Genomic DNA, 23,253 nt, shown 5'->3' with positions numbered 1-23,253 from the left:
ACGCTTCCATCGGACCCCCTCCCAGGGCTCCTCCGGGCTTTCCCTTCGGTGTTTCTGTTGTGCCGTCTTGCTGTCTTGCGTTTCCGACTCTATCAGACTCTGTTTCCCGTGTTTCCCGTCCGATTCCCCGCCGGAAGGTGGGGTCCTGCCACGTCTTTCCGGTCCTTTCGCTCGGCCGTTCCGACGTCCACGACCTTAGCCGATTTCCCCGGCCGATTCATAATCGACGTCATTCGAGCTGATTTTCGGCACGCCGAAAGTCATACCCGTTGGGGTTCGTTCGAAGGTTTCGAAGGTGGTGGATGGCCGCTCCCGGGTCTGCCGAAGGCATCTGCCCCGTTTCAGCGGCTCGGACTACGTTACGCACCTACGGGCCCCGGGTCAAGCCGCGTCAAGAGCGCCGCTTGCGGGGCGCATGGGCGCGATAGGGGCTGACCGTGGGGTCGCCGTCCACCCAGAACCGCCACGGCTGGTGGGCTCCGCCACCGCCCACACCCGTGCGGGGGCCGCTGCGGACCAGGTCGGCGGAGGCAGGGGCGCCGGCGAGCAGCGAGAGAGGGCTCTGCGGACCTGAGCAGAGGTCGACGCCGTCCAACGTCCGGTCGATGCCCAGGGCCGTCGCCAGGCGGGCCGGGCCTTTGGCCAGTTCTGTGTCTTTGCGGGCCGAAACGCGTCGCTTTCGCGCGGTCTCCTCTCCCCGCGTGACCCGGCCCGCGCGCAGCAGGACTCCGCTCGCCCGCCCCTCCGGGCCGCAGACCACGTTCATGCAGTGCCACATGCCGTACGTGAAGTAGACGTACGCGTGTCCTGGCGGACCGAACATGACGGCGTTGCGCGCGGTGGGCCCGCGGAAGGCGTGCGACCCGGGGTCGGTCTCCCCGTCGTACGCCTCCACCTCGGTGAGGAGGAGTTCCACCGTGCCCGCGGGGGTGCGGGCCACCAGGACCCTGCCGAGGAGCTCGGGGGCGACCTCAAGGACCGGGCGGTCGAAGAAGGCGCGGGGCAGGGGCATACGGTCGGGGGTTTCGATCATGACCATGGCGTACGAGCCTACCGGCGTCACCCGTGCGGCCCTGGCTCCCGGTGCCGCGGAACCGGGCGGCGGGCCTGCGCGTATGTAGGGGACGTACGGACCGTACCGCGCAACACGACGCAGAGGGAGTGGAGATGGGCTTCAAGAGGCTGCTCGCCAGCTTGGGTGCAGGCGGGGCTTCGGTGGAGACGGAGCTGTTCGAGGAGAACGTCGTGCCGGGCGGTGTGGTCCAGGGCGAGGTGCGTGTCCAGGGCGGATCGGTGAGCCAGGAGATCCAGGGGCTGACCGTGGGCCTCCAGGCGCGGGTCGAGGTCGAGGGCCACGACGACCAGGAGTACAAGCAGAACATCGACTTCGCGACAGAGCGCATCGGCGGCGCCTTCGAGGTGCGGCCCGGCGCGGTGCACACGGTGCGGTTCGGTCTTGAGATCCCCTGGGAGACGCCCGTCACCACGATCGAGGGGCAGGATCTGCGGGGCATGCACCTGGGGGTGACGACGGGGCTGCAGATCGCGCGGGCCGTCGACTCGGGGGATCTCGACCCGGTCAGGGTGCATCCGCTGCCGGCGCAGCAGGCGATCCTCGACGCCTTCATCCACCTGGGCTTCCGCTTCAAGTCGGCGGACATGGAGCGTGGGCATGTGCGGGGGACGCGGCAGCGGCTGCCGTTCTACCAGGAGATCGAGTTCCGTGCGCCGGAGCAGTACCGGGGGCTCAACGAGGTGGAGCTGACGTTCGTCGCAGACGACCGCGAGATGGACGTCGTGATGGAGATGGACAAGAAGGACGGACTGTTCAGCGAGGGGCACGACACGTACAGGTCGTTCACGGTGGGCCTCGACGCCTACGCGTCGACGGACTGGCCCGCGTATCTGCACGGCTGGCTCGCCGAGGTCGGCGGGCGCCGCACCTGGTTCTGAGTACGTCGCTAGGCTCGGCACGTAGAGAGGTACAAGATCGAACCACGTACGACTCGGAGGTTTTCCGCATGTCCGGAGGACAGCGTGCCCCGCTCCCCCACGACTTCCATCCGCAGGTGCCGTCGTTCAGCGTGACGAGCGACGATGTCGCTCCCGGTGCCACGCTGAAGGATGCCCAGGTCTACGCGGCGGGCAACACGTCGCCATCGCTGCGCTGGGAGGGCTTCCCCGCGGAGACCAAGAGCTTCGCCGTGACCTGCTTCGACCCGGACGCACCGACCGGCAGCGGCTTCTGGCACTGGGTGGTCTTCGACATCCCCGCGTCCGTGACCGAGCTGCCGGTGGGTGCGGGCAGCGGCTCCTTCGAGGGGCTGCCCGCCGGTGCGGTGCAGGCGCGCAACGACTACGGGACGAAGGAGTTCGGCGGCGCGGCGCCGCCGCCCGGTGACCCGGCGCACCGGTACGTGTTCACGGTGTACGCGGTGGACACGGAGAAGCTCGGGCCCGACAGCGACGCCACTCCGGCGTTCGTCGGATTCAACCTGCGGTTCCACACGCTGGCCCGCGCGCAGCTGATCGGCGAGTACGCGGCGCCGGCGGGGAGCTGACCGTTTGCCCGTTGTTTGCCCCGCCCTGGTCTATGAGTGATCAGGGCGGGGCATTTTTTTATTGTGTTGTCCACCCCGGCGTGCCCGGCCAGAGTTGATCCGGTCCGGACGGCCCGCCGGAGAAGGCTGGGCCGGCACCACGGGAGGTGGGCGGGATGCGGGACACTCTGGTGCTCAACGCGAGCTTCGAACCCCTGTCGACGGTGACGCTGCACCGCGCCGTCGTCCTGGTGCTCCAGGACAAGGCGGTGGTCGAGCAGGCGCATCCAGGCCTGAGGGTGCGGGCGGCCGCGATGGAGTTGCCGGTGCCGCGGGTGATCAGGCTCTGCCGGTATGTGCGGGTGCCCTTCCGAAGACAGGCGCCGTGGTCGCGGCGCGGTGTGCTCGTGCGGGACCAGCACCGGTGCGCGTACTGCGAGCGCAGGGCGACGACGGTCGACCATGTGACGCCGCGGTCGCGCGGGGGCGCGGACAGCTGGCTGAACACGGTCGCGTCGTGTGCCGCGTGCAATCACCGCAAGGCGGACCGCACGCCCGAACAGGCGGGGATGCCGCTGCTGCGGGCGCCGTTCGTGCCGTCGCCCGCGGACGCGATGCTGCTGTCGCTCCGGTCGGGTGAGCGCGCGGAGCTGCCGGACTGGCTGGCGGCGGGGATTCCCGCGGGCATGGGTGCCGCGTGACCCCGGTGCGTACGGTCCGCGGGTGCCCTGCTGTGTCCTGAGGGGCCGTGTGCCGTGGGGGCGGTGCGGCGGTTCGTCTTGTCGTGCGGGGCCCGTTCCCGGTGTGCCGGGTGCGGGCCCCCGCTTCCGTCCGCGGGTCAGCGCAGGAGGAGTTGGACGATCGCGGCGACGCCGACGACGAGGATGACGGCGCGCAGGGCGGGTGGCGGGAGGCGGCGGCCGATCCGGGCGCCGAGGACGCCGCCTGCGGTGGAGCCGAGGGCGATGAGGCCTACGGCGGTCCAGTCGAAGTCCGCGGCGAGGAGGAAGAACAGCGCGGCGACGGAGTTGACGATCGTCGAAAGGACCGTCTTCACGGCGTTGAGCCGCTGCATGGTGTCGTCGAGCAGCATGCCCATGAGGGAGAGGTAGATGATCCCCTGGGCCGCGGTGAAGTAGCCGCCGTAGACGCTGGCGAGCAGGAGCGCGCCGACCAGGACGGGGCCGCCGTCGACCGCGGTCGCCCGGCCGGTGCCGGTGGCGTGGCGGGCCCTGCGACGCTGGACGAGGGCGGCGATGCGGGGCTGGAGCACGACGAGGACGAGGGCGATGCCGACGAGGACCGGCACGATCGTCTCGAACGCGGTGGACGGCAGCACGAGCAGGAGGATCGCGCCGGTGAGTCCGCCGACGAGGGCGGCGGCGCCGAGGCGCAGGACGCGCGGCTGCTGGCCGGTCAGTTCCGCGCGGTAGCCGAGGGCTCCGCTGAGGGTGCCGGGGACGAGGCCGAGGGCGTTGGAGACGGTGGCGGTGACGGGCGGGACGCCGACGGCGAGGAGTACGGGGAAGGTGACCAGGGTGCCCGAGCCGACGACGGTGTTGATGGCGCCGGCCCAGACCCCCGCGAAGAGGACGGCCGCCATGTCCCAGATGCTCATGGTCTCCGTATCGTGCTGCTGCGGCGCCGGTGTCCGGGGGCCGCGGTGGGCGGCGGGCCGGGCCCGCCGCCGGTGTGCTGTGCCGCGCGCCGCGGGTCAGCCGATCGACTTGCCGCCCGCGTCGGGGCCCGCGCCCTGGCCGGGGACCTGTCCCGCGCCCTGCTGGGCGCCCTTGTCGGCGTTGTTGAAGCCGGGGATGCCGGGGCCCAGGTTGCCGAAGGCGCCGCTGAGGCCCTTGAGGGCGTCACCGATCTCGCTGGGCACGATCCAGAGCTTGTTGGCGTCGCCCTCGGCGATCTTCGGCAGCATCTGGAGGTACTGGTACGAGAGGAGCTTCTGGTCCGGGTCTCCGGCGTGGATGGACTCGAAGACCGTGCGGATGGCCTGGGCCTCGCCCTCGGCGCGGAGGGCGGCGGCGCGTGCCTCGCCCTCCGCGCGCAGGATGGCGGACTGCTTCTCGCCCTCGGCGGTGAGGATCTGCGACTGGCGGATGCCCTCGGCGGTGAGGATCGCGGCGCGCTTGTCGCGGTCGGCGCGCATCTGCTTCTCCATCGAGTCCTGGATGGAGGTGGGCGGTTCGATGGCCTTGAGCTCGACGCGGTTGACGCGGATGCCCCACTTGCCGGTTGCCTCGTCGAGGACGCCGCGCAGGGCCGCGTTGATCTCCTCGCGGGAGGTGAGGGTCCGCTCCAGGTCCATGCCGCCGATGATGTTGCGCAGCGTGGTGACGGTGAGCTGTTCGATCGCCTGGATGTAGCTGGCGACTTCGTAGGTGGCGGCTCGCGCGTCGGTCACCTGGTAGTAGATGACGGTGTCGATGTTGACGACGAGGTTGTCCTGGGTGATGACGGGCTGCGGGGGAAACGGCACGACCTGTTCGCGCAGGTCGATGCGGTTGCGGATGGAGTCGATGAACGGGACCACGATGTTCAGGCCCGCGTTGAGGGTGCGGGTGTAGCGGCCGAAGCGCTCCACGATGGCGGCGCTGGCCTGCGGAATGACCTGGATCGTCTTGATCAGGGCGATGAAGACAAGCACCACCAGAATGATCAGGACGATGATGATTGCTGCCATCGTGTTCCCTCAGGCCCTTCGCCGACGATAGTCCGATGATCGAGTTTCCCAGACCGCGAGGCCGCTCGGGGCGGGTTCGCGCAGGTTGGCTGGGGTGGAGTGGGTGGGGCGGGCGTTCTGCGTGGTTCGCCCGGGTCGGTTGTGCGCGGGATGCGCGGCGGTGGTGTTCCTCCGGCGGGTCCCGCGCCGTTCAGATGACGACGGCGGTGGCGCCGTCGATGTCGACCACGTCGACCTCCTGCCCCGGTTCGTAGGTCTGGTCCTTGTCGAGGGGGCGCGCCGACCAGGTCTCGCCGGCGAGTTTGATGCGGCCGCCGCGCCGGTCGACCCGTTCGAGCACGACGGCCTGACGGCCCTTCAGGGCGTCGACGCCGGTGCTCAGCCCGGGTCGCTGCCTGCCGTGGCGGGTGGCGATGGGCCGTACGACGGCGATGAGCGCGACCGAGACGACGGCGAAGACGACGACCTGGAGGACGATCCCGCCGCCGAGGGCCGCGGTGACGGCGCCCGCGACGGCGCCCGCGGACAGCATGCCGAATTCGGGCATGGCGGTGACGACCAGCGGGATGCCGAGCCCGACCGCCGCTATCAGCCACCACACCCATGCGTCGATATCCACGGGGCCATGGTAGGTCGGCGGTCGACCGCCGGGACAGGGTGAAGGGCAGGTCGGTTGACGGGCGTTGGGGCGGCGGGGCGCCCGGTGGCCGTACGGGGGCGCGCGGGCCGGTCAGGCGAGGGGCAGGCCGGTCGCCGTCCAGCGCTGGCCGTTGCGCTCGACGACGAGCGGCAGGCCGAAGCAGAGGGAGAGGTTGCGGGAGGTCAGCTCGGTCTCCATGGGGCCCGCGGCGAGCACCTTGCCCTGACGGATCATCAGGACGTGGGTGAAGCCGGGCGGGATCTCCTCGACGTGGTGCGTGACCATGATCATGGAGGGGGCGAGCGGGTCGCGGGCGAGTCTGCCGAGCCTGCGGACGAGATCCTCGCGACCGCCGAGGTCGAGGCCTGCGGCCGGCTCGTCGAGGAGGAGCAGCTCGGGGTCGGTCATCATGGCGCGGGCGATGAGGGTGCGCTTGCGCTCGCCCTCGGAGAGCGTGCCGAACCTGCGGTCGAGGAACTCGGTCATGCCGAGCCGGTCGAGGAAGGCGAGCGCGCGTTCCTTGTCGACCTCCTCGTAGTCCTCGTTCCAGGTGGCGGTCATGCCGTACGCGGCGGTCAGGACGGTCTGGAGCACGGTCTGGCGCTTGGGGAGCTTCTCGGCCATGGCGACGCCCGCCATGCCGATGCGGGGCCTGAGCTCGAACACGTCGACCTTGCCGAGCCGCTCGCCGAGGATGGAGACGGAGCCCGCGGTGGGGAAGAGGTAGCTGGAGGCCACGTTGAGCAGGGTGGTCTTGCCCGCGCCGTTGGGACCGAGGATGACCCAGCGCTCGCCTTCCTTGATCGACCAGGAGACATCGTCCACCAGAGCGCGTCCGTCGCGGACAACGGACACGTCCACCAGATCCAGTACATCGCTCATGAGTGCGCTTGTCTCCCCATGCAATCGTCGTGAGCTCCAGGGTGCGCCTGTAGGCGCGGCTCCAGGAGAAAACCTACGCCACCGGGGAGGCGCTCCGGCTGTGAGGGCCGTTACGGCCGGGCGCTTAGGCTGGTGCGCATGCACTCGGAACCACGTTCTGGACGGCTGGCCGCGTGGGGGAACGCCCTGTTGGCCGGATTGGCGTCGCCGGACGACGCCGCGCTCGCCGTCGTCGGCGACGACGCGGTGCACCGCGTGGCGGGGCTGCCGGACGAGCCGGGCCCGGTGGGGCTGACGCTGGCGCTGGGGCGGCTGCGCGGGCTCGGGGTCGCGGGCTACCGGGTGGCGCTGCCCGCGCCGGGCCATCCGCTGGGGCTGAGCGGGCCGCCGGAGTTCAACGCGCGTGCGCTGGAGGCGGAGGAGGCGGTGGTCGCCGCGGGGGCGCCGTACGGGCTGGTGCCCGAGGTCACGTCGGTGGGTCCCGAGGGGGACGAACACGTGGAGGTGGTCTGGCACTGCCTGCCGGTGCGGGAGGCGCCCCCTGCGGACGTACCGTCGCTCGCGGAGGCCGAGCGCGAACTCGCGGAGGCGCTGCGGGAGGCGACGGAGGTGCTCTCGCGGCTTGACGTGGCGGCGTCGGGTCCGGTGGCCGAGGCCGCGCTGGACGCCTACCGCTCCCGGGCGTCCCATGACACCTCGCTGCTCGCGCCCGGCTACCCGGCGCGGGCCGCGCGGGTACTCGAACTGGCGCGGCGGGTGGCGCTGATGGTGGCGCTCGCGCACGAGACGGGTGACGGCGCCGCGGTGAGCGCGTCGGCGATGGCGGCGCGGGTGTCCGCGCTGCGGCCGGTGGAGCGGGTGGCGCGGCGCGCGCAGGTCGCGTCGTACAACGCGTACGTGGAGGAACGGGAGCGGCGGTAGCCGCCGCGCTGCTGTCGCGGGGTGCCGAGCGCCGTCCGCCGGGCTGCGGGCGTCGTGCCGATACGTGCGGCGAGTGCCGTGACGTACGGGTACGGCGAAAGCCCTCCAGGCCGGCGGGGCGCTGGAGGGCGGGGCCTGGGGCCGTCGGGCGGGGGTGGGGGTTCCCGGGGGCGGCGCCCTGGGGTGGGTCAGAAGGTGACGCCGTGGTTGCCGAAGGCCGGGTTGAGCAGGCCGAGCACGTTGACGGTGTTGCCGACCACGTCGACCGGGATGTTCACCGGCGCCTGGATGACGTTGCCCGAGGCGACACCCGGGTAGTCGACGGCCTCGCCCGAAGCCTGGGCGTGGGCGGCGGGCGCGTGGGCGCCCGTCCCGCTCGCGGACGCGGCGCCCACGCCCACGCCCACGCCCACGCCCACGCCCACGCCCACGCCCACGCCCGCGCCCGCGCCCGCGGCGATGCCGCCGGCGATCATGGTGTGCGCGGCGGCCCTCTTCAGGTTCTTCATCTCGGGACTCCCCCTTTGTGGTCCGCGGCGCTGCGCCGCGGACCACACGGAGAACGCCCCACCGGTCATACGGATAGCAGACCGAGTGACATGCACCCGACAGTAAGAATCTCTGATCAGCGGCTGACGCCGTGGCGGACCGCCCAGAGCGCGGCCTGGGTGCGGTCGGCGAGGTCGAGCTTCATGAGGATGTTGGAGACATGGGTCTTCACCGTCTTCTCCGAGAGCACCAGCGCCCGCGCGATCTCGCGGTTGGAACGGCCGTCCGCGATCAGCGCCAGCACCTCGCGCTCGCGCTCCGTCAGGGAGGTGCCCCTGCCCTGCCCGGACGCCGGGTCGTCCTGCGCGAGCAGCGCCCGCGCCACCTCGGGCTGGAGCAGCACGTGCCCGGCGTGCACCGAGCGGATCGCGTCGGCGAGCGCCTCGGGGTCGATGTCCTTGTAGACGTAGCCCGCCGCCCCCGCGCGCAGCGCCGGCACGACGGTGCGCTGCTCGGTGAAGCTGGTCACGACGAGCACCCTCGCGGGGTTGTCGAGCTCGCGGAGCTTGCGCAGCGCGTCGATGCCGTCGCTGCCCGGCATCTTGATGTCCATCAGGACCACGTCGGGGCGGAGTTCCTCGGTGCGGGCGACGCCCTCATCGCCGTCGCCCGCCTCGCCGACGACCGCGATGTCGTCCTGGATCTCCAGGAACGTGCGCAGGCCGCGCCGTACGACCTGGTGGTCGTCGACGAGCAGCACGCGGATCGGGTCAGCCACCGGGCACCTCCATGGTGATCGTGGTGCCCTGGCCGGGCGCCGATGTGACGGTGAGCGTGCCGCCGACGCCGCTCGCGCGGTCGCGCATGGACACCAGGCCGAGGTGGCGGCCCGCCCGGCGGACGGCGCTCGGATCGAAGCCCCTGCCGTCGTCCCTGACGCGCAGGAAGGCGCCGGCGCCCCGCCGGCCGAGTTCGACGCCTACACGGCTCGCGCCGGAGTGGCGCAGGGCGTTGTGCAGTGCCTCCTGCGCGACCCGAAGCAGCGCCTCCTCCTGTGCGGCCGGCAGGGCCCTGAGACGGGGGGCGTCGAGGGTGACCCGGGCGGAGTGCGCCCGGTCCAGGACCCGGACCTGGGTGCGGAGGGTGTTGACAAGGCCGTCCTCGGCGAGGGCCGCGGGCCGCAGCTCGATCACGGCGGCGCCGAGTTCGTCGGCCGCCTCCGCCGCGAGCGCGGCGACCTGCTGGAGCTCGTCCTTGGCGCGCACCGGGTCGCGGTCGACGAGCTTCGCCACGGCCTGCGCGGTGAGCCGCAGCGAGAACAGCTTCTGGCTGACGGCGTCGTGCAGCTCGTGCGCGAGGCGCGAGCGCTCCTCGGCGATGGTCAGTTCACGGCTGCGCTCGTACAGGCGCGCATTGGTCAGGGCGATCGCGGCGTGCTGGGCGAGGATCGAGAGGAGTTCCTCGTCCTCCTCCGTGAAGCCGCAGACCTTGGTCCCGCCGGGGCCCCGGCCCAGGCAGCGTTTATTGGCGAGGAAGAGGGCGGCGAGGGTCTCGTCGCCGTCCCTGACGGGCAGGCCGAGGAAGTCGGAGAGCTCGGGGTGGGTGCGCGGCCAGCCGCCGAAGCGCGGGTCCTCGCGCACGTCGGCGAGGCGCTCCGCCTTCTCGTCGTGGAGCATCGCGGCGAGGACGCCGTGCTGCCTCGGCAGGGGGCCGATGGCCCGCCACTGCTCCTCGCTCACCCCGTCCACGACGAACTGGGCGAAGCCACCGTGGTCGTCGGGGACGCCGAGGGCCGCGTACTCCGCGTCGAGCAGTTCCCTGGCCGAGACGACGATCGTCTGGAGGACGTCCCGTACTTCCAGGTGCCTGCTCATGGCGAGGAGCGCGGTGCTCACGGCGGCGAGGCCGGAGCCCGTGGGGCCCGTGCTGGCGGTCATGTGTTCACCGTACCGGCGGGCCGCGCTGCGCGTATCGGACCCGGGGCCCGCCGGGCGGGGGCCCTGCGGCCTAGGCCGGAATGCCCGCGGGCGCGGGCCCCGGCGACCGAGGCGGGGGCCGTTCGTCCCTTCTTACCGTGGCGGCGTCGCCCGGGCCCCGCCGACGGCAGGGCGGGCGGGCGCCGGCCGGCACAGGTCCGCGGGCGCGCTGCGCGGGTCCGCAGGGACAAGCGCTCACAGCACAGATCACAGGGACTAAAGGGACAGGAGCTGACGGAGATGCCGGTAGCGGTGGTCACAGGCGGTTCGAAGGGGCTCGGGCGCGCCTTGGCGGCGGGGCTCGCCGAGCGGGGCTGGGACCTGGTACTGGGGGCGCGTACGGACTCCGTGCTTGAGGAGTCGGCCGCGGCGGCGCGCCGGTACGGGACGCGGGTGGCGGCGGTCGTGGGCGATGTGCGGGACGCGGCGCACCGTCGGGAGCTGGTGGCGGCCGCGGGCCGGTTCGGCGGGCTCGACCTGCTGGTGAGCAACGCCAGCGCGCTGGGAGCCGAGCCGCTCGTGCCGCTTGCGCGGCTGCCGCTCGACGGGTTCAGGGCGGCGCTGGAGACCAACGCGGTGGCGGCGCTCGGCCTGGTGCAGGAGGCGCTGCCGCTGCTGCGGGCGAGCGGCCGGGGCGCGGTGGTCGCGGTGAGCTCGGACGCGGCAGCGGAGGCGTACGGGACATGGGGCGGGTACGGGGCGTCGAAGGCGGCGCTCGACCACCTGGCCGCGGTGCTCGCGGTGGAGGAGCCGGATCTCCGGGTGTGGTCGGTGGATCCGGGCGACATGGCGACCGACCTGTACGCGGCGGCGGTGCCCGGCGACTCCGAGCCGCGGCCGGAGCCCGGGACGGTGGTGCCGGGGTTCCTTGCCCTGGTGGAGCGGCGGCCGGCGAGCGGCAGGTACGCGGCGGCCGACCTGGTGGCCGGGCGGTGAGCGCGACGGCGCTTGACGCGCTGCGGGTGCCGGACGGGCTGTCGGCGCGGCTGCCGGCGGAGCAGCGCGGGGCGGGCAGGGACGATGTGCGCCTGCTGGTGTCGCGGGGCACGGACGTGACGCACCGGGCCTTCCACGACCTGCCGTGCCTGCTGCGGGCCGGGGACGTGCTCGTCGTCAACACGTCGGTGACGCTGCCCGCCGCGGTCGGCGGGCGGATCGGTGACGAGTCGGGCGGCGAGCCTGTGGTGGTGCACTTCTCGACCCGCGGCGACGACGGCCGGTGGGCGGTGGAGCTGCGGGCGCCCGCGTCGGCCGGGACGACGGGGCCGCGGCCCGGCTCACCGGCCGGCGCGGTGGTGCGGCTGCCCGGCGGGGCGCGCGCGGTGTGCGAGGAGCCGCTCGACCCGGCGGGGGCGCGGCTGTGGTGGGCGCGGGTGCTCGGCGCTCCCGGCGGCGGGCGGCCGGCCGACGTGCCGGGGCTGCTGCGCGGGTACGGGCGGCCGATCCGGTACGGGTACACGGCGCGCGACCAGGCGCTCGACGCGTACCAGACGGTGTTCGCGCTGCCCGAGCCGGACGGCTCCGGCTCTGCGGAGATGCCGAGCGCGGAGCGTCCCTTCACGGCGGAGACGGTGGCGGCGCTGGTGCGGCGAGGCGTGCAGTTCGCGCCGCTCACGCTGCACACGGGGGTGGCGTCTGCCGAGGCGCACGAGCCGCCGTACCCGGAGCGGTTCTCGGTGCCGGGGACGACGGCGCGCCTGGTGAACGCGGCGCGTGCGGGCGGCGGCGCGGTGGTGGCGGTGGGCACGACGGCGGTGCGGGCGCTGGAGTCGGCCGCGGACGGGCGCGGTGTGGTGCGGGCGGCGGCCGGGTGGACGGACCTGGTGGTGACGCCGCGGCGCGGGGTGCGGGCGGTGGACGGGCTGCTGACCGGGCTGCACGAGCCCAGGGCGTCCCACCTGCTGATGCTGGAGGCGGTCGCGGGCCGGGACGCACTGGTGCGCGCGTACGGCGAGGCGCTCAACGAGCGGTACCTGTGGCATGAGTTCGGGGATGTGCACCTGCTGCTCAGGTAGCTGAAAACCGCTCACCCTGTGCGTTGCATGTGCAACTTCTAGTGAGATCGAGGGGGGTCCCGTGTGAGGCCCGGCATAGGACACACATCACTTACGAAGGGGATTAGTCGACAAATAGACACCCAATAAGTCGAGGTAAGGCAGGTCAAGGGGGGCGATTCGGGCGCCCCTTTATCCGTCGCTCACGACTATCCGGGGTCGTACGTCACACCTTTGCCTCGGGATTTTGCGGCCGCTAACAATTGCCGACGTCGCCGCCGAGCAGGCAGCTGGCCGCCCGGCCTCCGCGACTCCCCGATCCCGAAGAGGTACGTCTCTATGTCCGCGTCACGCACCCCTGCCTTCCGTCTCAACCTGTCCCGCAAGGTCACCATCGCCGCCACCATGGGCGCGATCGGTGCCGGGTCCCTGGCCTTCGCCGCGGCCCCGGGGCACGACTCGGCAGCTGCTGCGTCTCCGGCCCGCACCGTGGCTGCCGCCCCGGTCGCCTGGTCCGGCAGCGAGCAGGCAACGGCCCTGCACGCGAGCATCGCCAAGCAGCAGATAACCGCCCAGAGCGCCGCCAAGGCGCAGGCCGCCGCGTTCACCAAGGCCGCCAACAAGGCGAAGGACGACGAAGCCGCCAAGGCGAAGGCCGCCAAGGAGCACGCCGCGGCCAAGGCCAAGGCGAAGGCCGCCAAGGTCAAGGCCGCCAAGGCCGCGAAGGCCCAGGCCGCGGCGAAGAAGGCCGCGGCCGCCAAGGGCAGGGCCGCGAAGCCGGCCTACGCCAACAACCTGAACGGCTGGATCCGCGAGTCCCTGTCGATCATGAAGAAGCACCACATCCCGGGCTCGTACAGCGGCATCTACCGCAACGTGATCCGCGAGTCCTCCGGCAACCCGAAGGCGATCAACCTCTGGGACATCAACGCCCAGAAGGGGATCCCGTCGAAGGGCCTGCTCCAGGTCATCCCGCCGACGTTCGCGAGCTACCACGTCACCGGCACGCCGAACAACATCTACGACCCGGTGGCCAACATCGTGGCCGCGTGCAACTACGCAGCGGACAAGTACGGCTCCATGGACAACGTCGACAGCGCCTACTGATCCGGGCCGCCAGGTCCGGCGGCGCGACCGGTGCGCGGACGGGCCGGAGGGCGGCGCCCCGTACGCGCGGGCGCCGCCCTCCGGCCCTGGCCTTCCCCGTGGGACCGCGGGCCCTCGGTCCCACGGGCTCCGGGCCGAAGGTCCCGGCCGGAGCGCGGAGCCGGGCTACTTGCGCATGACCTCCGGCTCGTGCCGGCGCAGCAGTCTGGCCACCACGAACACGCAGACCGCGGCGAGCAGCAGCTGCACACCGACGTCGGTCGCCCACTGGGACGCCTCGTGCGCCCACAGGCCGTCGAGGTGTGTGGGGTCGTCCTTGTCGAAGGGCGGCATCAGGTGCGAGAGGTCGAGCGTCGTGCCCGCGGCGGCGACCCCCCAGCGGGCGGGCATCAGCCAGGCGAACTGTTCGAGGCCGGGGGTCCCGAAGACCTGGAACAGGATGCCGGTGAAGACCACCTGCACGATGGCGAACATCACCAGCAGCGGCATGGTCTTCTCCGCCGTCTTCACCAGCGAGGAGATGACCAGGCCCACCATCATCGAGGTCAGGCCGAGCGCGATCACCGCGAGGCAGATCTCGGCCGCCGGCGGCATGAACAGGCCCTCTTTCGGCATGGGCCGGGTGGAGAAGCCGATGCCGCAGATGATGACGCCCTGGAGCGCGGTGATCAGCCCCAGCACGATCACCTTGGACATCAGGTAGGCGGAGCGTGACAGGCCGGTGGCCCGTTCCCGCTCGTAGATCACCCGCTCCTTGATCAGTTCGCGTACGGAGTTGGCCGCGCCGGAGAAGCACATGCCGACCGCGAGGATCAGGGTGATCGTGCCGGCCGCGCTGTTGAACGCGTGGTGGGCGTCCGGCCGACCGAGCCCGAACTCCGCCGGGATGACGAGGCTGACCACGCCGAGCACCGCGGGCAGCGCCACCATGAGGATCATGAAGCCGCGGTCGGACGCGATCACCGACACGTAGCGGCGCATCAGCGTCATCAGCTGGGCGCCCCAGCTCTGCGGCTTCGGCGGCCGCACCTGCTGGACCGACGGCATGTCCACGGCCTGCGGGGCGACCGAGTCGAGGTCGGCCGCGTACAGCTGGTAGTGCTGGGAGCCGCGCCACCGGCCGGCCCAGTCGTACTCACGGTAGTTCTCGAACGCGGAGAACACGTCGGCCCAGGTGGAGTAGCCGAAGAAGTTGAGCGCCTCCTCCGGGGGGCCGAAGTAGGCGACGGAGCCGCCGGGCGCCATCACCAGCAGCTTGTCGCACAGGGCGAGTTCGGCCACGGAGTGGGTGACGACGAGGACCGTGCGGCCGTCGTCCGCGAGGCCGCGCAGGAGCTGCATCACATCGCGGTCCATGCCCGGGTCGAGGCCCGACGTGGGCTCGTCGAGGAAGATCAGCGACGGCTTGGTCAGCAGTTCGAGGGCGACGGAGACGCGCTTGCGCTGGCCGCCCGAGAGGGAGCTGACCTTCTTCTCCTTGTGCGCGTCGAGCTTCAGCTCGCGCAGCACCTCGTCGATGCGCGCCGCGCGCTCGGCCTCCGCGGTGTCGCCGGGGAAGCGGAGCTTCGCCGCGTACTTCAGCGCCTTCTTGACAGTGAGTTCCTTGTGCAGGATGTCGTCCTGCGGGACCAGGCCGATGCGCTGGCGCAGCTCGGCGAACTGCCTGTAGAGGTTCCTGTTGTCGTAGAGGACATCGCCCTCGTCGGCCGGACGGTAGCCGGTGAGCGCCTTCAGCAGCGTCGACTTGCCCGACCCCGAGGGGCCGATGACGCCGACGAGGGACTTCTCCGGGACCCCGAAGGAGACGTCCCTCAGGATCTGCTTGCCACCGTCCACGGTGACCGTCAGGTGGCGCGCGGAGAACGACACCTCGCCGGTGTCGACGAACTCCTCAAGGCGGTCGCCGACCAGGCGGAACGCCGAGTGGCCCACACCGACGACGTCGCCCTGGCCGATCGGGACCGTGCCGGACTTCGCGATGCGCTCCCCGTTGACGTACGTGCCGTTGTGCGAACCGAGGTCGTGGATCTCGAAGCGGCCGTCCGGTGTGGCGGTGAACTCGGCGTGCAGCCGGGAGACCTGGAGGTCGGAGACGACCAGCTCGTTCTCCAGGGCGCGGCCGATCCGCATCACGCGCCCCAGCGACACCTGGTGGAAGGTCGTCGGGTTGCGGTCGGCGGGCGCGGGCGCGGCGTCGGCGGGCGCGGCCTCGCGCTGGTGCGGCGGCTGGTGGTGCGGCGGCGGCTGCCGGGCCGGCGCGGCGGCGGTCTGCGCGACGGCGGTCTGGGCGCCCGCGGCCTGGGTACCCGCGGCGGCGACCGGCTGCGCCGCCGCGCTCAGGCTCACCAGCGGGCCGTCGGTGGGGTTCCCGAGGTGTACGGCGCTGCCGGGGCCGACTTCCAGGCTCTGTACGCGCTGCCCCCGCGCGTAGGTGCCGTTGGTGCTGCCGTGGTCCTCGATGACCCAACTCCGGCCGTTCCAGCTGAGGGTGGCGTGCCGCCACGAGACCCGGGCGTCGTCGAGGACGAGGTCGCCCTGCGGGTCCCTGCCCAGGGTGTAGGACCTGGACGGATCGAGGTGCCAGGTCCTTCCGTTCAGTTCCAGTACGAGTTCAGGCACTCCATGCCCCATGTGGTTTCCCCCGAAGTGCCCCGGGTCCGAGAAGCCCGGGGACGGCGAACATCGTGGGGAACTATTTCAGGCCGGGAGCCGTCCCGGAAAGCCGGGTACCGGCAATACCCGCGATGCGGACGCAACCGGCACAGACCGGCGACCGCCCGTGGACATCCCGCCCCGCCCTCTCCCCGGCGGACTGCGCCGCTTTCCCGCCACGCCCGCGACGCCCGCGACGCCCGGCAGACCGGGCCGGGCCGGCCGCAGGGCCGTGTACCCGCGTTTTCGCGCCGCGCGCGGGCCATTCGCGCCGCGCGGGGCCAGCGGGGCCCGGGGGCCTCCGGGCGCCCGGAGGGGCGCGTCCGCTGGGCGGGACGGCGGTCCCGGGGCGGGCGCATGCCCGATACGGTGGGTACACCATGAGCGCTTTGGAGCCCCCGCAGCCCCCGGCGACCAACGAGTCGTCCGGCGGCCTCCGCACACTTCTCGTCAAGATCTTCGGGAAGGACCGTCCCGGCATCACGGCGGGACTCTTCGACACACTCGCCGCGTACGCCGTGGATGTGATCGACATCGAGCAGGTCGTCACCCGCGGCCGCATCGTGCTGTGCGCCCTGATCACCGCGCCCGCGTACGCGGGCGCCACCGACGGCGAGCTGCGCGCGACGGTGCACAGCTGGGCGGAGTCGCTGGACCTCGCGGCCGAGATCATCTCCGGTACGGGCGACAACAAGCCGCGCGGCAGCGGCCGTTCCCATGTCACGGTGCTCGGCAACCCGCTGACCGCCGAGTCCACCGCGGCCATAGCGGCCAGCATCACCGGGACGGGCGGCAACATCGACCGGATCTTCCGGCTGGCGAAGTACCCGGTGACCGCCGTCGAGTTCGCCGTGTCCGGCGTGGCGACCGAGCCGCTGCGCACCGCGCTCGCCACGGCGGCCGCGGACATCGGGGTGGACGTGGCGGTGGTGTCCGCGGGGCTCCAGCGCAGGGCGCGGCGGCTCGTGGTGATGGACGTCGACTCCACGCTGATCCAGGACGAGGTGATCGAGCTGTTCGCCGCGCACGCCGGCTGCGAGGCCGAGGTCGCGGCGGTCACGGCCAGGGCGATGCGAGGCGAGCTGGACTTCGAGCAGTCGCTGCACGAACGGGTGGCGCTGCTCGCGGGGCTCGACGCGTCGGTGGTGGAGAAGGTGCGCGCGGATGTCCGGCTGACGCCGGGCGCGCGCACGCTGATCCGTACACTGAAGCGGCTCGGCTACCAGGTCGGTGTGGTCTCCGGCGGCTTCACGCAGGTCACGGACGCGCTGCGGGAGCGGCTCGGCCTGGACTTCGCCGCGGCGAACACACTGGAGATCGTGGACGGTGTGCTGACCGGCCGGGTCGTGGGCGAGGTGGTGGACCGCGCGGGCAAGGCGCGGCTGCTGCGGTCGTTCGCCGAGCAGGCAGGGGTGCCGCTGGCGCAGACGGTGGCGATCGGTGACGGCGCCAACGACCTGGACATGCTCAACACAGCGGGTCTCGGTGTCGCCTTCAACGCGAAGCCGCTGGTCAGGGCGGCTGCGCATACGGCGGTCAATGTGCCCTTCCTCGACACCGTGCTGTATCTGCTGGGCATCACCCGCGACGAGGTCGACGAGGTGGAGGACGCCGAGACCGCGGAGCTCGTCTGAGTGGTGCCCCGCGAGGGGCGTGCCCGGGGCCGCCGCGGCGGCCCCGGGCACGCAGGGGTCAGTCGTGCGGGGCCCAGTACTCCAGCAGGCGGCCGACGCCGTGCTCGACGCTTTTCCAGCTGCCCTCGAAGCCCACGACGGCGAAGGCAGCGGTGGGGAAGGCGCCTTGCGTCATCCGGGCCAGCGAGTCGCCCTCGGCTCCGGCGGAGAGGGCGTCCGCGAGGGCGTGCATCCCGGGGTTGTGCCCGATCAGGAGGAGATCGGCGACCTCGTCCGGTGTCTCGTTCACCAGGGCGATGAGGTCGCCGAGCGAGGCCTCGTACAACCGCTCCTCGTAGACCGTCCTGGGGCGGTGCGGCAGCTCGTGCACCGCGATCTTCCAGGTCTCCCGGGTGCGCACGGCGGTGGAGCAGAGCGCGAGGTCGAAACCGATGCCGGTGTCGGCCAGTCTGCGGCCACTCGTGGCGGCCTCCGTGCGGCCGCGCTCGGCCAGCGGCCGCTCGTGGTCGGACACCTGCGGCCAGTCGGCCTTCGCATGCCTGAGGAGGACGATCCTGCGGGGTGTGTCGACGCTCATGCCACCCAGCTTCGCACGAAATGCGCCCCCGGGCGCAGGGTGTTGGTGTCTCCGCCGCCATCGCCCCTCCGGGCGGCCGACGCGGCCTCGCGGACGCTCCCTAGCCGAGGAGCGTGAGCCGCATTCCGCGCACGAGGTGGGCGAGGGCGTCGCCGCTCGCGGCGTGGGCCTCGGAGGGGCCCGCCGCTATCAGCAGGGCGAAGAAGGCGAGGGCCGGGAGGACCACCGCCCACCAGGGCAGCCGGGGCCCGGACGCGGTCGCGCCGCGCGGGTGGGACGGGCTCGGCACCGACATGACCGCCTCCAGAGGTCTCGCTGCTCAGCACGTGCTGTCACGGAAGAACCTACGGAGCGCGGGGCGGCTTTCCCATCCGGTGATCCACCCATCTGACCCTGACACCTGCCCCCTAGGGGTCAGGGGGCCGGCCCCACCACGGGCCGGGTCAGCGGGACCCGCGGGTCACGGCGAGGCGATCGACGCGATGACGCCGATGATCACGAGGATGCCGATGATCGCGCCGAAGACGTAGAGCAGCTTGCGCTGCCCGTTCTGGGGTGAGGGTTCCAGGACTGGCATGGGCTCAGTGTCCCACCCCGGTCTCCTGCTCGATCGTCCGGTCCCGCCCGGCCGACCAGCCCACCGCCATCTGCGGCAGCAGCAGGGCCGCCATCAGCGCGAGCGGCCAGGTCCAGCCGCCGGTGTGCTGGTAGAGCACGCCCACGAGCAGCGGGCCGGGGATCGACAGGAGGTATCCGGTGCTCTGGCTGAACGCCGAAAGCCTGACCACGCCCGCGCCCGTGCTGGAGCGCATGCCGATCATGGTCAGGGCGAGCGGGAACGAGCAGTTGGAGATCCCGAGCAGGACGGCCCACACCCAGGCGCCGCCCACGGGAGCCGCGTAGAGGCCCCCGATGGCGACGAGGCCGCAGACGCCGAGGCCGACGACGATCGGGCCCTGGTGGCTGACGCGTGCGGCAAGGCCCGGTATGGCGAACGCCAGCGGGACGCCCATCACCATGATCACCGCGAGGAGCACCCCCGCGGTGTCGGCGGAGATGCCCGCGTCCCTGAAGCGCTGGGACATCCATCCCATGGTGATGTACGCGCCGGTGGCCTGGAGGCCGAAGAAGACGGCGAGCGACCAGGCGGTACGGCTGCGCAGCAGGCCCGGTCCGCCGGGGGCCGCTCCCCCCGCGCCCTCCCGCACGGCCTCGGGGGACGCGCTCGCAGCGGCCCCCGCGCCGTCGCAGGCCTTCGCGCCCCCGGAGGCCCCCGCGCCCCGGGGCGCCCTCGCGCGCACCGGGCGCGCGGTCGCCTCGCCCGTGCGCTCCTCGAAGCCGCTGCGGTCCCGCACCAGCGCGAGCCACGGCAGCAGCGCGAGCGCGCCGAGCACCGCCCAGGCGGCGAGGCCGGTGCGCCAGCTGCCGCCCAGCGCGTCCGTCAACGGGACCGCCGCCGCGGCGGCAGCCGCCGTGCCGAGCGAGACCGCCATCGAGTAGAGGCCGGTCATGGTGCCGACGCGGTCGGGGAAGTACCGCTTGACGATCACCGGCATCAGGACGTTGCAGACGGCGATTCCGGCCAGCGCGAGCGCGCTCGCCAGCAGGAACGGCGCGGTGCTCGCGACGTACGGCCGGATCAGCAGTCCGGCGGTGACGGCGGCGAGGCCGGCGCAGACGACCGCGCCAGGCCCGAGGCGGCGTGCCAGCCGGGGCGCGGCGAAGCCGAAGGCCGCGAAGCAGAGCGGGGGCACCGAGGTCAGCACCCCGGCGACGCTGCCGCTCATGTGGAGTCCGTCGCGCACCTCCTCAAGGAGGGCGCCGAGGCTGCCGATGGCCGGGCGGAGGTTGAGGGCGGCCAGGAACATGCTGACCGCGACGAACGGCGACACCCACCGGGCGCGGCCCGCCGCGGGGCGGGCGCCCGACGCCGCGGGGTCCACGGCGAGGGAGCCCGCGGCCTCCACGCTCTCCCCCGCTGCGATGTCGGCGGCCAGGCGGGTCTCGACGGCCCGTGCGGTCGCCCGGGTGGTGGTCCGTGGGGGCGGGTTCCGATCGTCCTTCATGGAACTATCATAGAATCATGGGATGATTGGTTGTCGACGTCGACGGTGTTACGTCGCCCCCGTCATCCGCGTTGTCCGCGCCATCCCCGTCGCCGTCCGTGTCAACCGTGGTGTCCGTGTCACCCATGGGGTCCACGGGGCGGTTGACCAGCCGCCGTCCCTACCGCCCCCGGCCCGGGCCACCGGTCCTGGGACATCCGGCAGAAACGAGGAACCCATGCCGCTGTCGGCCCCCCGGCGGTCCGCCCTGTCCGACCAGGTGATCGCTCAGCTGCGGAACCAGATCACCTCGGGCGAGTGGCCTGTCGGCACGCGTGTACCGACAGAACCGGAGCTGGCCGAGCAGCTGGGCGTGGCCCGCAACACCGTCCGCGAGGCCGTGCGCGCGCTCGCCCACAACGGGCTGCTCGACATCCGGCAGGGCTCCGGCACGTACGTCGTCGCGACCAGCGAACTCGCCGGGGTGATGCACCGCAGGTTCGCCGGAGCCGACGCGCGCAGCGTCGCTGAGGTCCGCGCCACGCTGGAGTCCTCGGCGGCCCGCCTCGCGGCGGCCCGCCGCACGGAACGCGACCTGCGCCAGCTCGACGTGCTGCTGGAACGGCGGGCCGACGCCTGGCACGCGGCGGACGTGGAGGCGTTCGTCGCCGCCGACAGCGCCCTGCACCTGGCGGTGGTGTCCGCGGCACACAACGAGGTGCTGACGGCGCTCTACGCGGACCTCGGCGACGTGGTGCGCGAGGCTCTGCGGGACCAGGTCAGCGGCGCGCCCCCGGAGGAGGGGCTGATGGACCACCGCAGGCTGGTGGACGCGGGGCGCGCGGGGGACGGGGAGCCGGCGGCGGCCGAGGCCGCGGGGCACGCGCTCAGCTGCCCGCCGGCGGGCGCGCGGGCGTGAGCGGGCCGTGCGCGGCGCGCGGGTGCCGCGCGGGCACGGGTTCGTGGGTGATCCACACCGCCGCGATCCGCTGCCAGCACCGCTCGGTGAGCCTGGCGTAGCCCGCGGGCGGGATGTCGGCGGGCGCGCTGTCCGCGTCGACGTCCCACCACCGTGCGCACTCGACGTGCAGCCGCACCCGGTCGGCCGCGGGGTCGGGGTTGTGGCAGTCGGCGACGGCGTGCGAGCCGGCTGTCCGCGTCCTGCACGTGGCGCGCCCCGCGCCGTCCGCGGCCACCGGGGCGGCGGCCGGCGCCGCGGCCCCCGCGCCTGACGTCCTCGCGGGCCCCTGCGGCTGGGCCCGCTGGGCGGCCGTGAGGCCCGCGGCGAGGAGTACGGCCGTGGTGAGCGCTGCTGTCCCGCGGTGGTGAACACGCATGAAGCCCGGCACCTCCTGCCCGCCCCCGAGCGGAAGGACCAACCCGTCGGGTCAAGTCTGCGGGCAGGTGCCGGGCTTTTCGACTCGGACGGTCACGGCCCGTGAGGGAACGCGTGACCGTCCGTGCGCGAGGCGCCGTCCAAGGGGTGCCGGTGTCAGGCGCCCATCATGTGCACGCCGCCGTCGACGTGGACGATCTCACCGGTCGTGCGGGGGAAGAAGTCCGACAGGAGCGCGACGACGCCGCGGCCCGCGGGCTCCGGGTCGGAGAGCTCCCAGCCGATGGGGGCGCGGTGGTTCCAGACGTCCGCGAGCTCGCTGAAACCGGGGATGGACTTGGCGGCCATCGAGCCGAGGGGCCCCGCCGAGATCAGGTTGCAGCGGATGTTCTTCCGGCCGAGGTCGCGGGCCAGGTAGCGGCTCGTGGACTCCAGGGCGGCCTTGGCGACGCCCATCCAGTCGTACTTGGGCCAGGCGGTCTGCGCGTCGAAGGTGAGGCCGACGACCGAGCCGCCGCGCTGCTCCATGAGCGGCAGGCAGGCCATGGTGAGGGACTTCAGCGAGTACGCGGAGACGTGCACGGCCGTGGCGACGTCGTCCCAGCCCGCCTCCAGGAAGTTGAAGACGCCCTGCGGGCCGAACGCGATGGAGTGCACCACGCCGTCGAGGCCCGCGTCCGCGCCGAGGTGCTCGCGCACCCGGCCCTCCAGGCCGTCCAGGTGCTCCTGGTTGGTGACGTCGAGCTCGATGACGGGGGCGGGCTTGGGCAGCCGCTTGGCGATGCGCTCGACGAGGGAGAGCCGGCCGAAGCCGGTGAGGATGACCTCGGCGCCCTCCTCCTGCGCCACCTTGGCGGCGTGGAAGGCGATCGACGAGTCGGTGAGCACCCCGGTCACGAGGATGCGCTTGCCGGCGAGGATTCCGCTCATGTGATCAGTGACCCATGCCCAATCCGCCGTCAACGGGAATGACGGCTCCAGTGATGTACGAGGCGTCGTCGGAGGCGAGGAAGCGGACCGTGGCCGCGATCTCGTCCGCCGTGCCGAAGCGCTTGAGCGGCACCTTGTCCAGGGCCGCCTCGCGCTGCTCCTCGGCAAGTACAGCCGTCATGTCCGACTGCACCCAGCCGGGCGCCACGACGTTGAAGGTGATGTTCCGCGAGCCGAGTTCGCGCGCGAGGGACCGGGCGAACCCGACAAGGCCCGCCTTGGAGGCGGCGTAGTTGGCCTGGCCCGGGTTGCCCATCAGGCCGACGACGGAGGAGACCAGCACGACGCGGCCCTTCTTGGCCCGCAGCATGCCCCGGTTGGCGCGCTTGACGACGCGGAACGCGCCGGTGAGGTTGGTGTCGAGGACGGACGTGAAGTCCTCCTCCGACATGCGCATCAGCAACTGGTCCTTGGTGATGCCCGCGTTGGCGACCAGCACCTCGACGGGACCGTGCTTCTCCTCGATCTCCTTGTACGCCTGCTCCACCTGCCCGGCGTCGGTGATGTCGCAGCGCACCGGCAGGACGCCGAGCGAGGTCAGCTCCTCGGGCGGCTCGCCCGAGCGGCAGGTGATGGCGACCTTGTCGCCTGCTGCCGCGAAGGCGCGGGCGATGGCGAGGCCGATGCCCCGGTTTCCTCCGGTGACGAGAACCGAGCGGCTCAACGGATCACCCTTTCCCTAGCGTGTGCATACTCCGGAAACCTACCGGTAGCGCCGTCACCGGCGGGGATCGCCCCCCGACAGGGCCGTACGACCCGCACTGTCGGGTCCCTACAG

General features: G+C 72.6%; 25 protein-coding genes. 9 read left to right on the top strand and 16 right to left on the bottom strand.

Annotation, left to right across the window (positions count from 1 at the left end; genetic code table 11):
* Positions 1-391 precede the first annotated feature (391 nt).
* Positions 392-1,033 (bottom strand): DNA-3-methyladenine glycosylase, encoded by a 642-nt coding sequence (locus ABEA77_RS20180; RefSeq protein WP_345649360.1) that lies wholly within the window; start codon positions 1,031-1,033, stop codon positions 392-394.
* Positions 1,034-1,167: 134 nt separating this feature from the next.
* Here ABEA77_RS20180 and ABEA77_RS20175 point away from each other — a divergent pair, with 134 nt between their 5' ends.
* The 3 genes from ABEA77_RS20175 to ABEA77_RS20165 all read left to right on the top strand — a co-directional run bounded on the left by ABEA77_RS20175 (position 1,168) and on the right by ABEA77_RS20165 (position 3,241).
* Complete coding sequence (locus ABEA77_RS20175; RefSeq protein ID WP_345649348.1) at positions 1,168-1,953, top strand: sporulation protein; 786 nt, start codon at positions 1,168-1,170, stop codon at positions 1,951-1,953.
* Between the two features lie 68 nt (positions 1,954-2,021).
* Complete coding sequence (locus tag ABEA77_RS20170; protein ID WP_345649345.1) at positions 2,022-2,561, top strand: YbhB/YbcL family Raf kinase inhibitor-like protein; 540 nt, start codon at positions 2,022-2,024, stop codon at positions 2,559-2,561.
* Between the two features lie 155 nt (positions 2,562-2,716).
* Positions 2,717-3,241 carry an HNH endonuclease gene (locus ABEA77_RS20165; RefSeq protein WP_345649342.1) on the top strand — a complete coding sequence of 175 codons (525 nt, stop codon included), beginning with the start codon at positions 2,717-2,719 and terminating at the stop codon, positions 3,239-3,241.
* Positions 3,242-3,378: 137 nt separating this feature from the next.
* On the opposite strand, the gene ABEA77_RS20160 is transcribed toward ABEA77_RS20165, so the two are convergent.
* The 4 genes from ABEA77_RS20160 to ABEA77_RS20145 form a co-directional block, all read right to left on the bottom strand.
* A complete protein-coding gene (locus tag ABEA77_RS20160) occupies positions 3,379-4,158 on the bottom strand; it encodes a sulfite exporter TauE/SafE family protein (protein ID WP_345649340.1) in 780 nt (259 codons plus the stop codon).
* 96 nt (positions 4,159-4,254) lie between these two features.
* The gene (locus tag ABEA77_RS20155; RefSeq protein ID WP_345649337.1) at positions 4,255-5,232 is read right to left on the bottom strand and encodes an SPFH domain-containing protein; all 978 of its coding nucleotides are present in this window, start codon (positions 5,230-5,232) and stop codon (positions 4,255-4,257) included.
* Positions 5,233-5,422: 190 nt separating this feature from the next.
* Positions 5,423-5,851 (bottom strand): NfeD family protein, encoded by a 429-nt coding sequence (locus tag ABEA77_RS20150; RefSeq protein ID WP_345649335.1) that lies wholly within the window; start codon positions 5,849-5,851, stop codon positions 5,423-5,425.
* A 111-nt stretch (positions 5,852-5,962) separates the two neighbouring features.
* Positions 5,963-6,754, bottom strand: coding sequence for an ABC transporter ATP-binding protein (locus ABEA77_RS20145; protein WP_345649332.1), 792 nt, complete (start codon positions 6,752-6,754; stop codon positions 5,963-5,965).
* A 138-nt stretch (positions 6,755-6,892) separates the two neighbouring features.
* Between ABEA77_RS20145 and ABEA77_RS20140 the strand changes: the two genes are divergently transcribed.
* Positions 6,893-7,675 (top strand): hypothetical protein, encoded by a 783-nt coding sequence (locus ABEA77_RS20140; RefSeq protein WP_345649329.1) that lies wholly within the window; start codon positions 6,893-6,895, stop codon positions 7,673-7,675.
* Between the two features lie 188 nt (positions 7,676-7,863).
* Here ABEA77_RS20140 and ABEA77_RS20135 read toward each other — a convergent pair whose 3' ends face one another.
* The 3 genes from ABEA77_RS20135 to ABEA77_RS20125 form a co-directional block, all read right to left on the bottom strand.
* Entirely contained in the window at positions 7,864-8,184 is a 321-nt protein-coding gene (locus tag ABEA77_RS20135; RefSeq protein ID WP_345649325.1) for a chaplin, read from the bottom strand.
* 116 nt (positions 8,185-8,300) lie between these two features.
* A complete protein-coding gene (locus tag ABEA77_RS20130; RefSeq protein ID WP_345649322.1) occupies positions 8,301-8,942 on the bottom strand; it encodes a response regulator in 642 nt (213 codons plus the stop codon).
* Positions 8,935-10,101: a GAF domain-containing sensor histidine kinase gene (locus tag ABEA77_RS20125; RefSeq protein ID WP_345649319.1), complete on the bottom strand. Its 1,167-nt coding sequence runs from the start codon at positions 10,099-10,101 to the stop codon at positions 8,935-8,937. The genes ABEA77_RS20130 and ABEA77_RS20125 overlap by 8 nt, the downstream gene beginning before the upstream one ends.
* A gap of 279 nt (positions 10,102-10,380) precedes the next feature.
* Between ABEA77_RS20125 and ABEA77_RS20120 the strand changes: the two genes are divergently transcribed.
* The 3 genes from ABEA77_RS20120 (at position 10,381) to ABEA77_RS20110 (ending at position 13,241) form a co-directional block, all read left to right on the top strand.
* Positions 10,381-11,076: an SDR family NAD(P)-dependent oxidoreductase gene (locus ABEA77_RS20120; protein ID WP_345649316.1), complete on the top strand. Its 696-nt coding sequence runs from the start codon at positions 10,381-10,383 to the stop codon at positions 11,074-11,076.
* Complete coding sequence (locus ABEA77_RS20115) at positions 11,073-12,155, top strand: S-adenosylmethionine:tRNA ribosyltransferase-isomerase (RefSeq protein ID WP_345649313.1); 1,083 nt, start codon at positions 11,073-11,075, stop codon at positions 12,153-12,155. The genes ABEA77_RS20120 and ABEA77_RS20115 overlap by 4 nt, the downstream gene beginning before the upstream one ends.
* A gap of 318 nt (positions 12,156-12,473) precedes the next feature.
* Entirely contained in the window at positions 12,474-13,241 is a 768-nt protein-coding gene (locus ABEA77_RS20110; protein ID WP_345649310.1) for a transglycosylase SLT domain-containing protein, read from the top strand.
* 165 nt (positions 13,242-13,406) lie between these two features.
* On the opposite strand, the gene ABEA77_RS20105 is transcribed toward ABEA77_RS20110, so the two are convergent.
* Positions 13,407-15,872, bottom strand: coding sequence for an ABC transporter ATP-binding protein/permease (locus ABEA77_RS20105; protein WP_345649307.1), 2,466 nt, complete (start codon positions 15,870-15,872; stop codon positions 13,407-13,409).
* 401 nt (positions 15,873-16,273) lie between these two features.
* Here ABEA77_RS20105 and serB point away from each other — a divergent pair, with 401 nt between their 5' ends.
* Positions 16,274-17,527, top strand: a complete 1,254-nt coding sequence (gene serB, locus ABEA77_RS20100) for a phosphoserine phosphatase SerB (protein ID WP_345649304.1) — start codon at positions 16,274-16,276, stop codon at positions 17,525-17,527.
* 58 nt (positions 17,528-17,585) lie between these two features.
* Here the strand turns inward: serB and ABEA77_RS20095 are convergent, their stop codons facing one another.
* The 4 genes from ABEA77_RS20095 to ABEA77_RS20080 form a co-directional block, all read right to left on the bottom strand.
* A complete protein-coding gene (locus ABEA77_RS20095) occupies positions 17,586-18,104 on the bottom strand; it encodes a SixA phosphatase family protein (protein WP_345649302.1) in 519 nt (172 codons plus the stop codon).
* 100 nt (positions 18,105-18,204) lie between these two features.
* Complete coding sequence (locus tag ABEA77_RS20090; RefSeq protein ID WP_345649299.1) at positions 18,205-18,399, bottom strand: hypothetical protein; 195 nt, start codon at positions 18,397-18,399, stop codon at positions 18,205-18,207.
* Positions 18,400-18,564: 165 nt separating this feature from the next.
* Positions 18,565-18,681, bottom strand: a complete 117-nt coding sequence (locus ABEA77_RS20085) for an SGM_5486 family transporter-associated protein (protein ID WP_345649297.1) — start codon at positions 18,679-18,681, stop codon at positions 18,565-18,567.
* 4 nt (positions 18,682-18,685) lie between these two features.
* Entirely contained in the window at positions 18,686-20,170 is a 1,485-nt protein-coding gene (locus tag ABEA77_RS20080) for a CynX/NimT family MFS transporter (protein WP_425588330.1), read from the bottom strand.
* A 217-nt stretch (positions 20,171-20,387) separates the two neighbouring features.
* Here ABEA77_RS20080 and ABEA77_RS20075 point away from each other — a divergent pair, with 217 nt between their 5' ends.
* Positions 20,388-21,068 (top strand): FadR/GntR family transcriptional regulator, encoded by a 681-nt coding sequence (locus tag ABEA77_RS20075; protein WP_345649294.1) that lies wholly within the window; start codon positions 20,388-20,390, stop codon positions 21,066-21,068.
* Here ABEA77_RS20075 and ABEA77_RS20070 read toward each other — a convergent pair.
* From ABEA77_RS20070 to fabG, 3 genes are all read right to left on the bottom strand, one after another.
* Positions 21,037-21,486 (bottom strand): hypothetical protein, encoded by a 450-nt coding sequence (locus tag ABEA77_RS20070; RefSeq protein WP_345649291.1) that lies wholly within the window; start codon positions 21,484-21,486, stop codon positions 21,037-21,039. The two genes, ABEA77_RS20075 and ABEA77_RS20070, sit on opposite strands and share 32 nt — an antisense overlap.
* 155 nt (positions 21,487-21,641) lie before the next feature.
* Positions 21,642-22,415, bottom strand: coding sequence for an enoyl-ACP reductase FabI (fabI, locus tag ABEA77_RS20065; RefSeq protein ID WP_345649288.1), 774 nt, complete (start codon positions 22,413-22,415; stop codon positions 21,642-21,644).
* Between the two features lie 4 nt (positions 22,416-22,419).
* Positions 22,420-23,139, bottom strand: coding sequence for a 3-oxoacyl-[acyl-carrier-protein] reductase (gene fabG, locus ABEA77_RS20060; protein WP_345649285.1), 720 nt, complete (start codon positions 23,137-23,139; stop codon positions 22,420-22,422).
* Positions 23,140-23,253: the final 114 nt, after the last annotated feature.

Source organism: Streptomyces tremellae (assembly GCF_039540215.1).
In the GTDB taxonomy this organism is placed as follows: Bacteria; Actinomycetota; Actinomycetes; order Streptomycetales; family Streptomycetaceae; genus Streptomyces; species Streptomyces tremellae.
This window is presented reverse-complemented; position numbering and strand designations above follow the sequence as displayed.

Coding starts and splice junctions, on each gene's coding strand:
- ABEA77_RS20180 (WP_345649360.1), bottom strand. CDS start 1,033: ATGATCGAAACCCCCGACCGTATGCCCCTGCCCCGCGCCTTCTTCGAC.
- ABEA77_RS20175 (WP_345649348.1), top strand. CDS start 1,168: ATGGGCTTCAAGAGGCTGCTCGCCAGCTTGGGTGCAGGCGGGGCTTCG.
- ABEA77_RS20170 (WP_345649345.1), top strand. CDS start 2,022: ATGTCCGGAGGACAGCGTGCCCCGCTCCCCCACGACTTCCATCCGCAG.
- ABEA77_RS20165 (WP_345649342.1), top strand. CDS start 2,717: ATGCGGGACACTCTGGTGCTCAACGCGAGCTTCGAACCCCTGTCGACG.
- ABEA77_RS20160 (WP_345649340.1), bottom strand. CDS start 4,158: ATGAGCATCTGGGACATGGCGGCCGTCCTCTTCGCGGGGGTCTGGGCC.
- ABEA77_RS20155 (WP_345649337.1), bottom strand. CDS start 5,232: ATGGCAGCAATCATCATCGTCCTGATCATTCTGGTGGTGCTTGTCTTC.
- ABEA77_RS20145 (WP_345649332.1), bottom strand. CDS start 6,754: ATGAGCGATGTACTGGATCTGGTGGACGTGTCCGTTGTCCGCGACGGA.
- ABEA77_RS20140 (WP_345649329.1), top strand. CDS start 6,893: ATGCACTCGGAACCACGTTCTGGACGGCTGGCCGCGTGGGGGAACGCC.
- ABEA77_RS20135 (WP_345649325.1), bottom strand. CDS start 8,184: ATGAAGAACCTGAAGAGGGCCGCCGCGCACACCATGATCGCCGGCGGC.
- ABEA77_RS20125 (WP_345649319.1), bottom strand. CDS start 10,101: ATGACCGCCAGCACGGGCCCCACGGGCTCCGGCCTCGCCGCCGTGAGC.
- ABEA77_RS20120 (WP_345649316.1), top strand. CDS start 10,381: ATGCCGGTAGCGGTGGTCACAGGCGGTTCGAAGGGGCTCGGGCGCGCC.
- ABEA77_RS20110 (WP_345649310.1), top strand. CDS start 12,474: ATGTCCGCGTCACGCACCCCTGCCTTCCGTCTCAACCTGTCCCGCAAG.
- ABEA77_RS20105 (WP_345649307.1), bottom strand. CDS start 15,872: ATGGGGCATGGAGTGCCTGAACTCGTACTGGAACTGAACGGAAGGACC.
- serB (WP_345649304.1), top strand. CDS start 16,274: ATGAGCGCTTTGGAGCCCCCGCAGCCCCCGGCGACCAACGAGTCGTCC.
- ABEA77_RS20095 (WP_345649302.1), bottom strand. CDS start 18,104: ATGAGCGTCGACACACCCCGCAGGATCGTCCTCCTCAGGCATGCGAAG.
- ABEA77_RS20090 (WP_345649299.1), bottom strand. CDS start 18,399: ATGTCGGTGCCGAGCCCGTCCCACCCGCGCGGCGCGACCGCGTCCGGG.
- ABEA77_RS20085 (WP_345649297.1), bottom strand. CDS start 18,681: ATGCCAGTCCTGGAACCCTCACCCCAGAACGGGCAGCGCAAGCTGCTC.
- ABEA77_RS20080 (WP_425588330.1), bottom strand. CDS start 20,170: ATGAAGGACGATCGGAACCCGCCCCCACGGACCACCACCCGGGCGACC.
- ABEA77_RS20075 (WP_345649294.1), top strand. CDS start 20,388: ATGCCGCTGTCGGCCCCCCGGCGGTCCGCCCTGTCCGACCAGGTGATC.
- ABEA77_RS20070 (WP_345649291.1), bottom strand. CDS start 21,486: ATGCGTGTTCACCACCGCGGGACAGCAGCGCTCACCACGGCCGTACTC.
- fabI (WP_345649288.1), bottom strand. CDS start 22,415: ATGAGCGGAATCCTCGCCGGCAAGCGCATCCTCGTGACCGGGGTGCTC.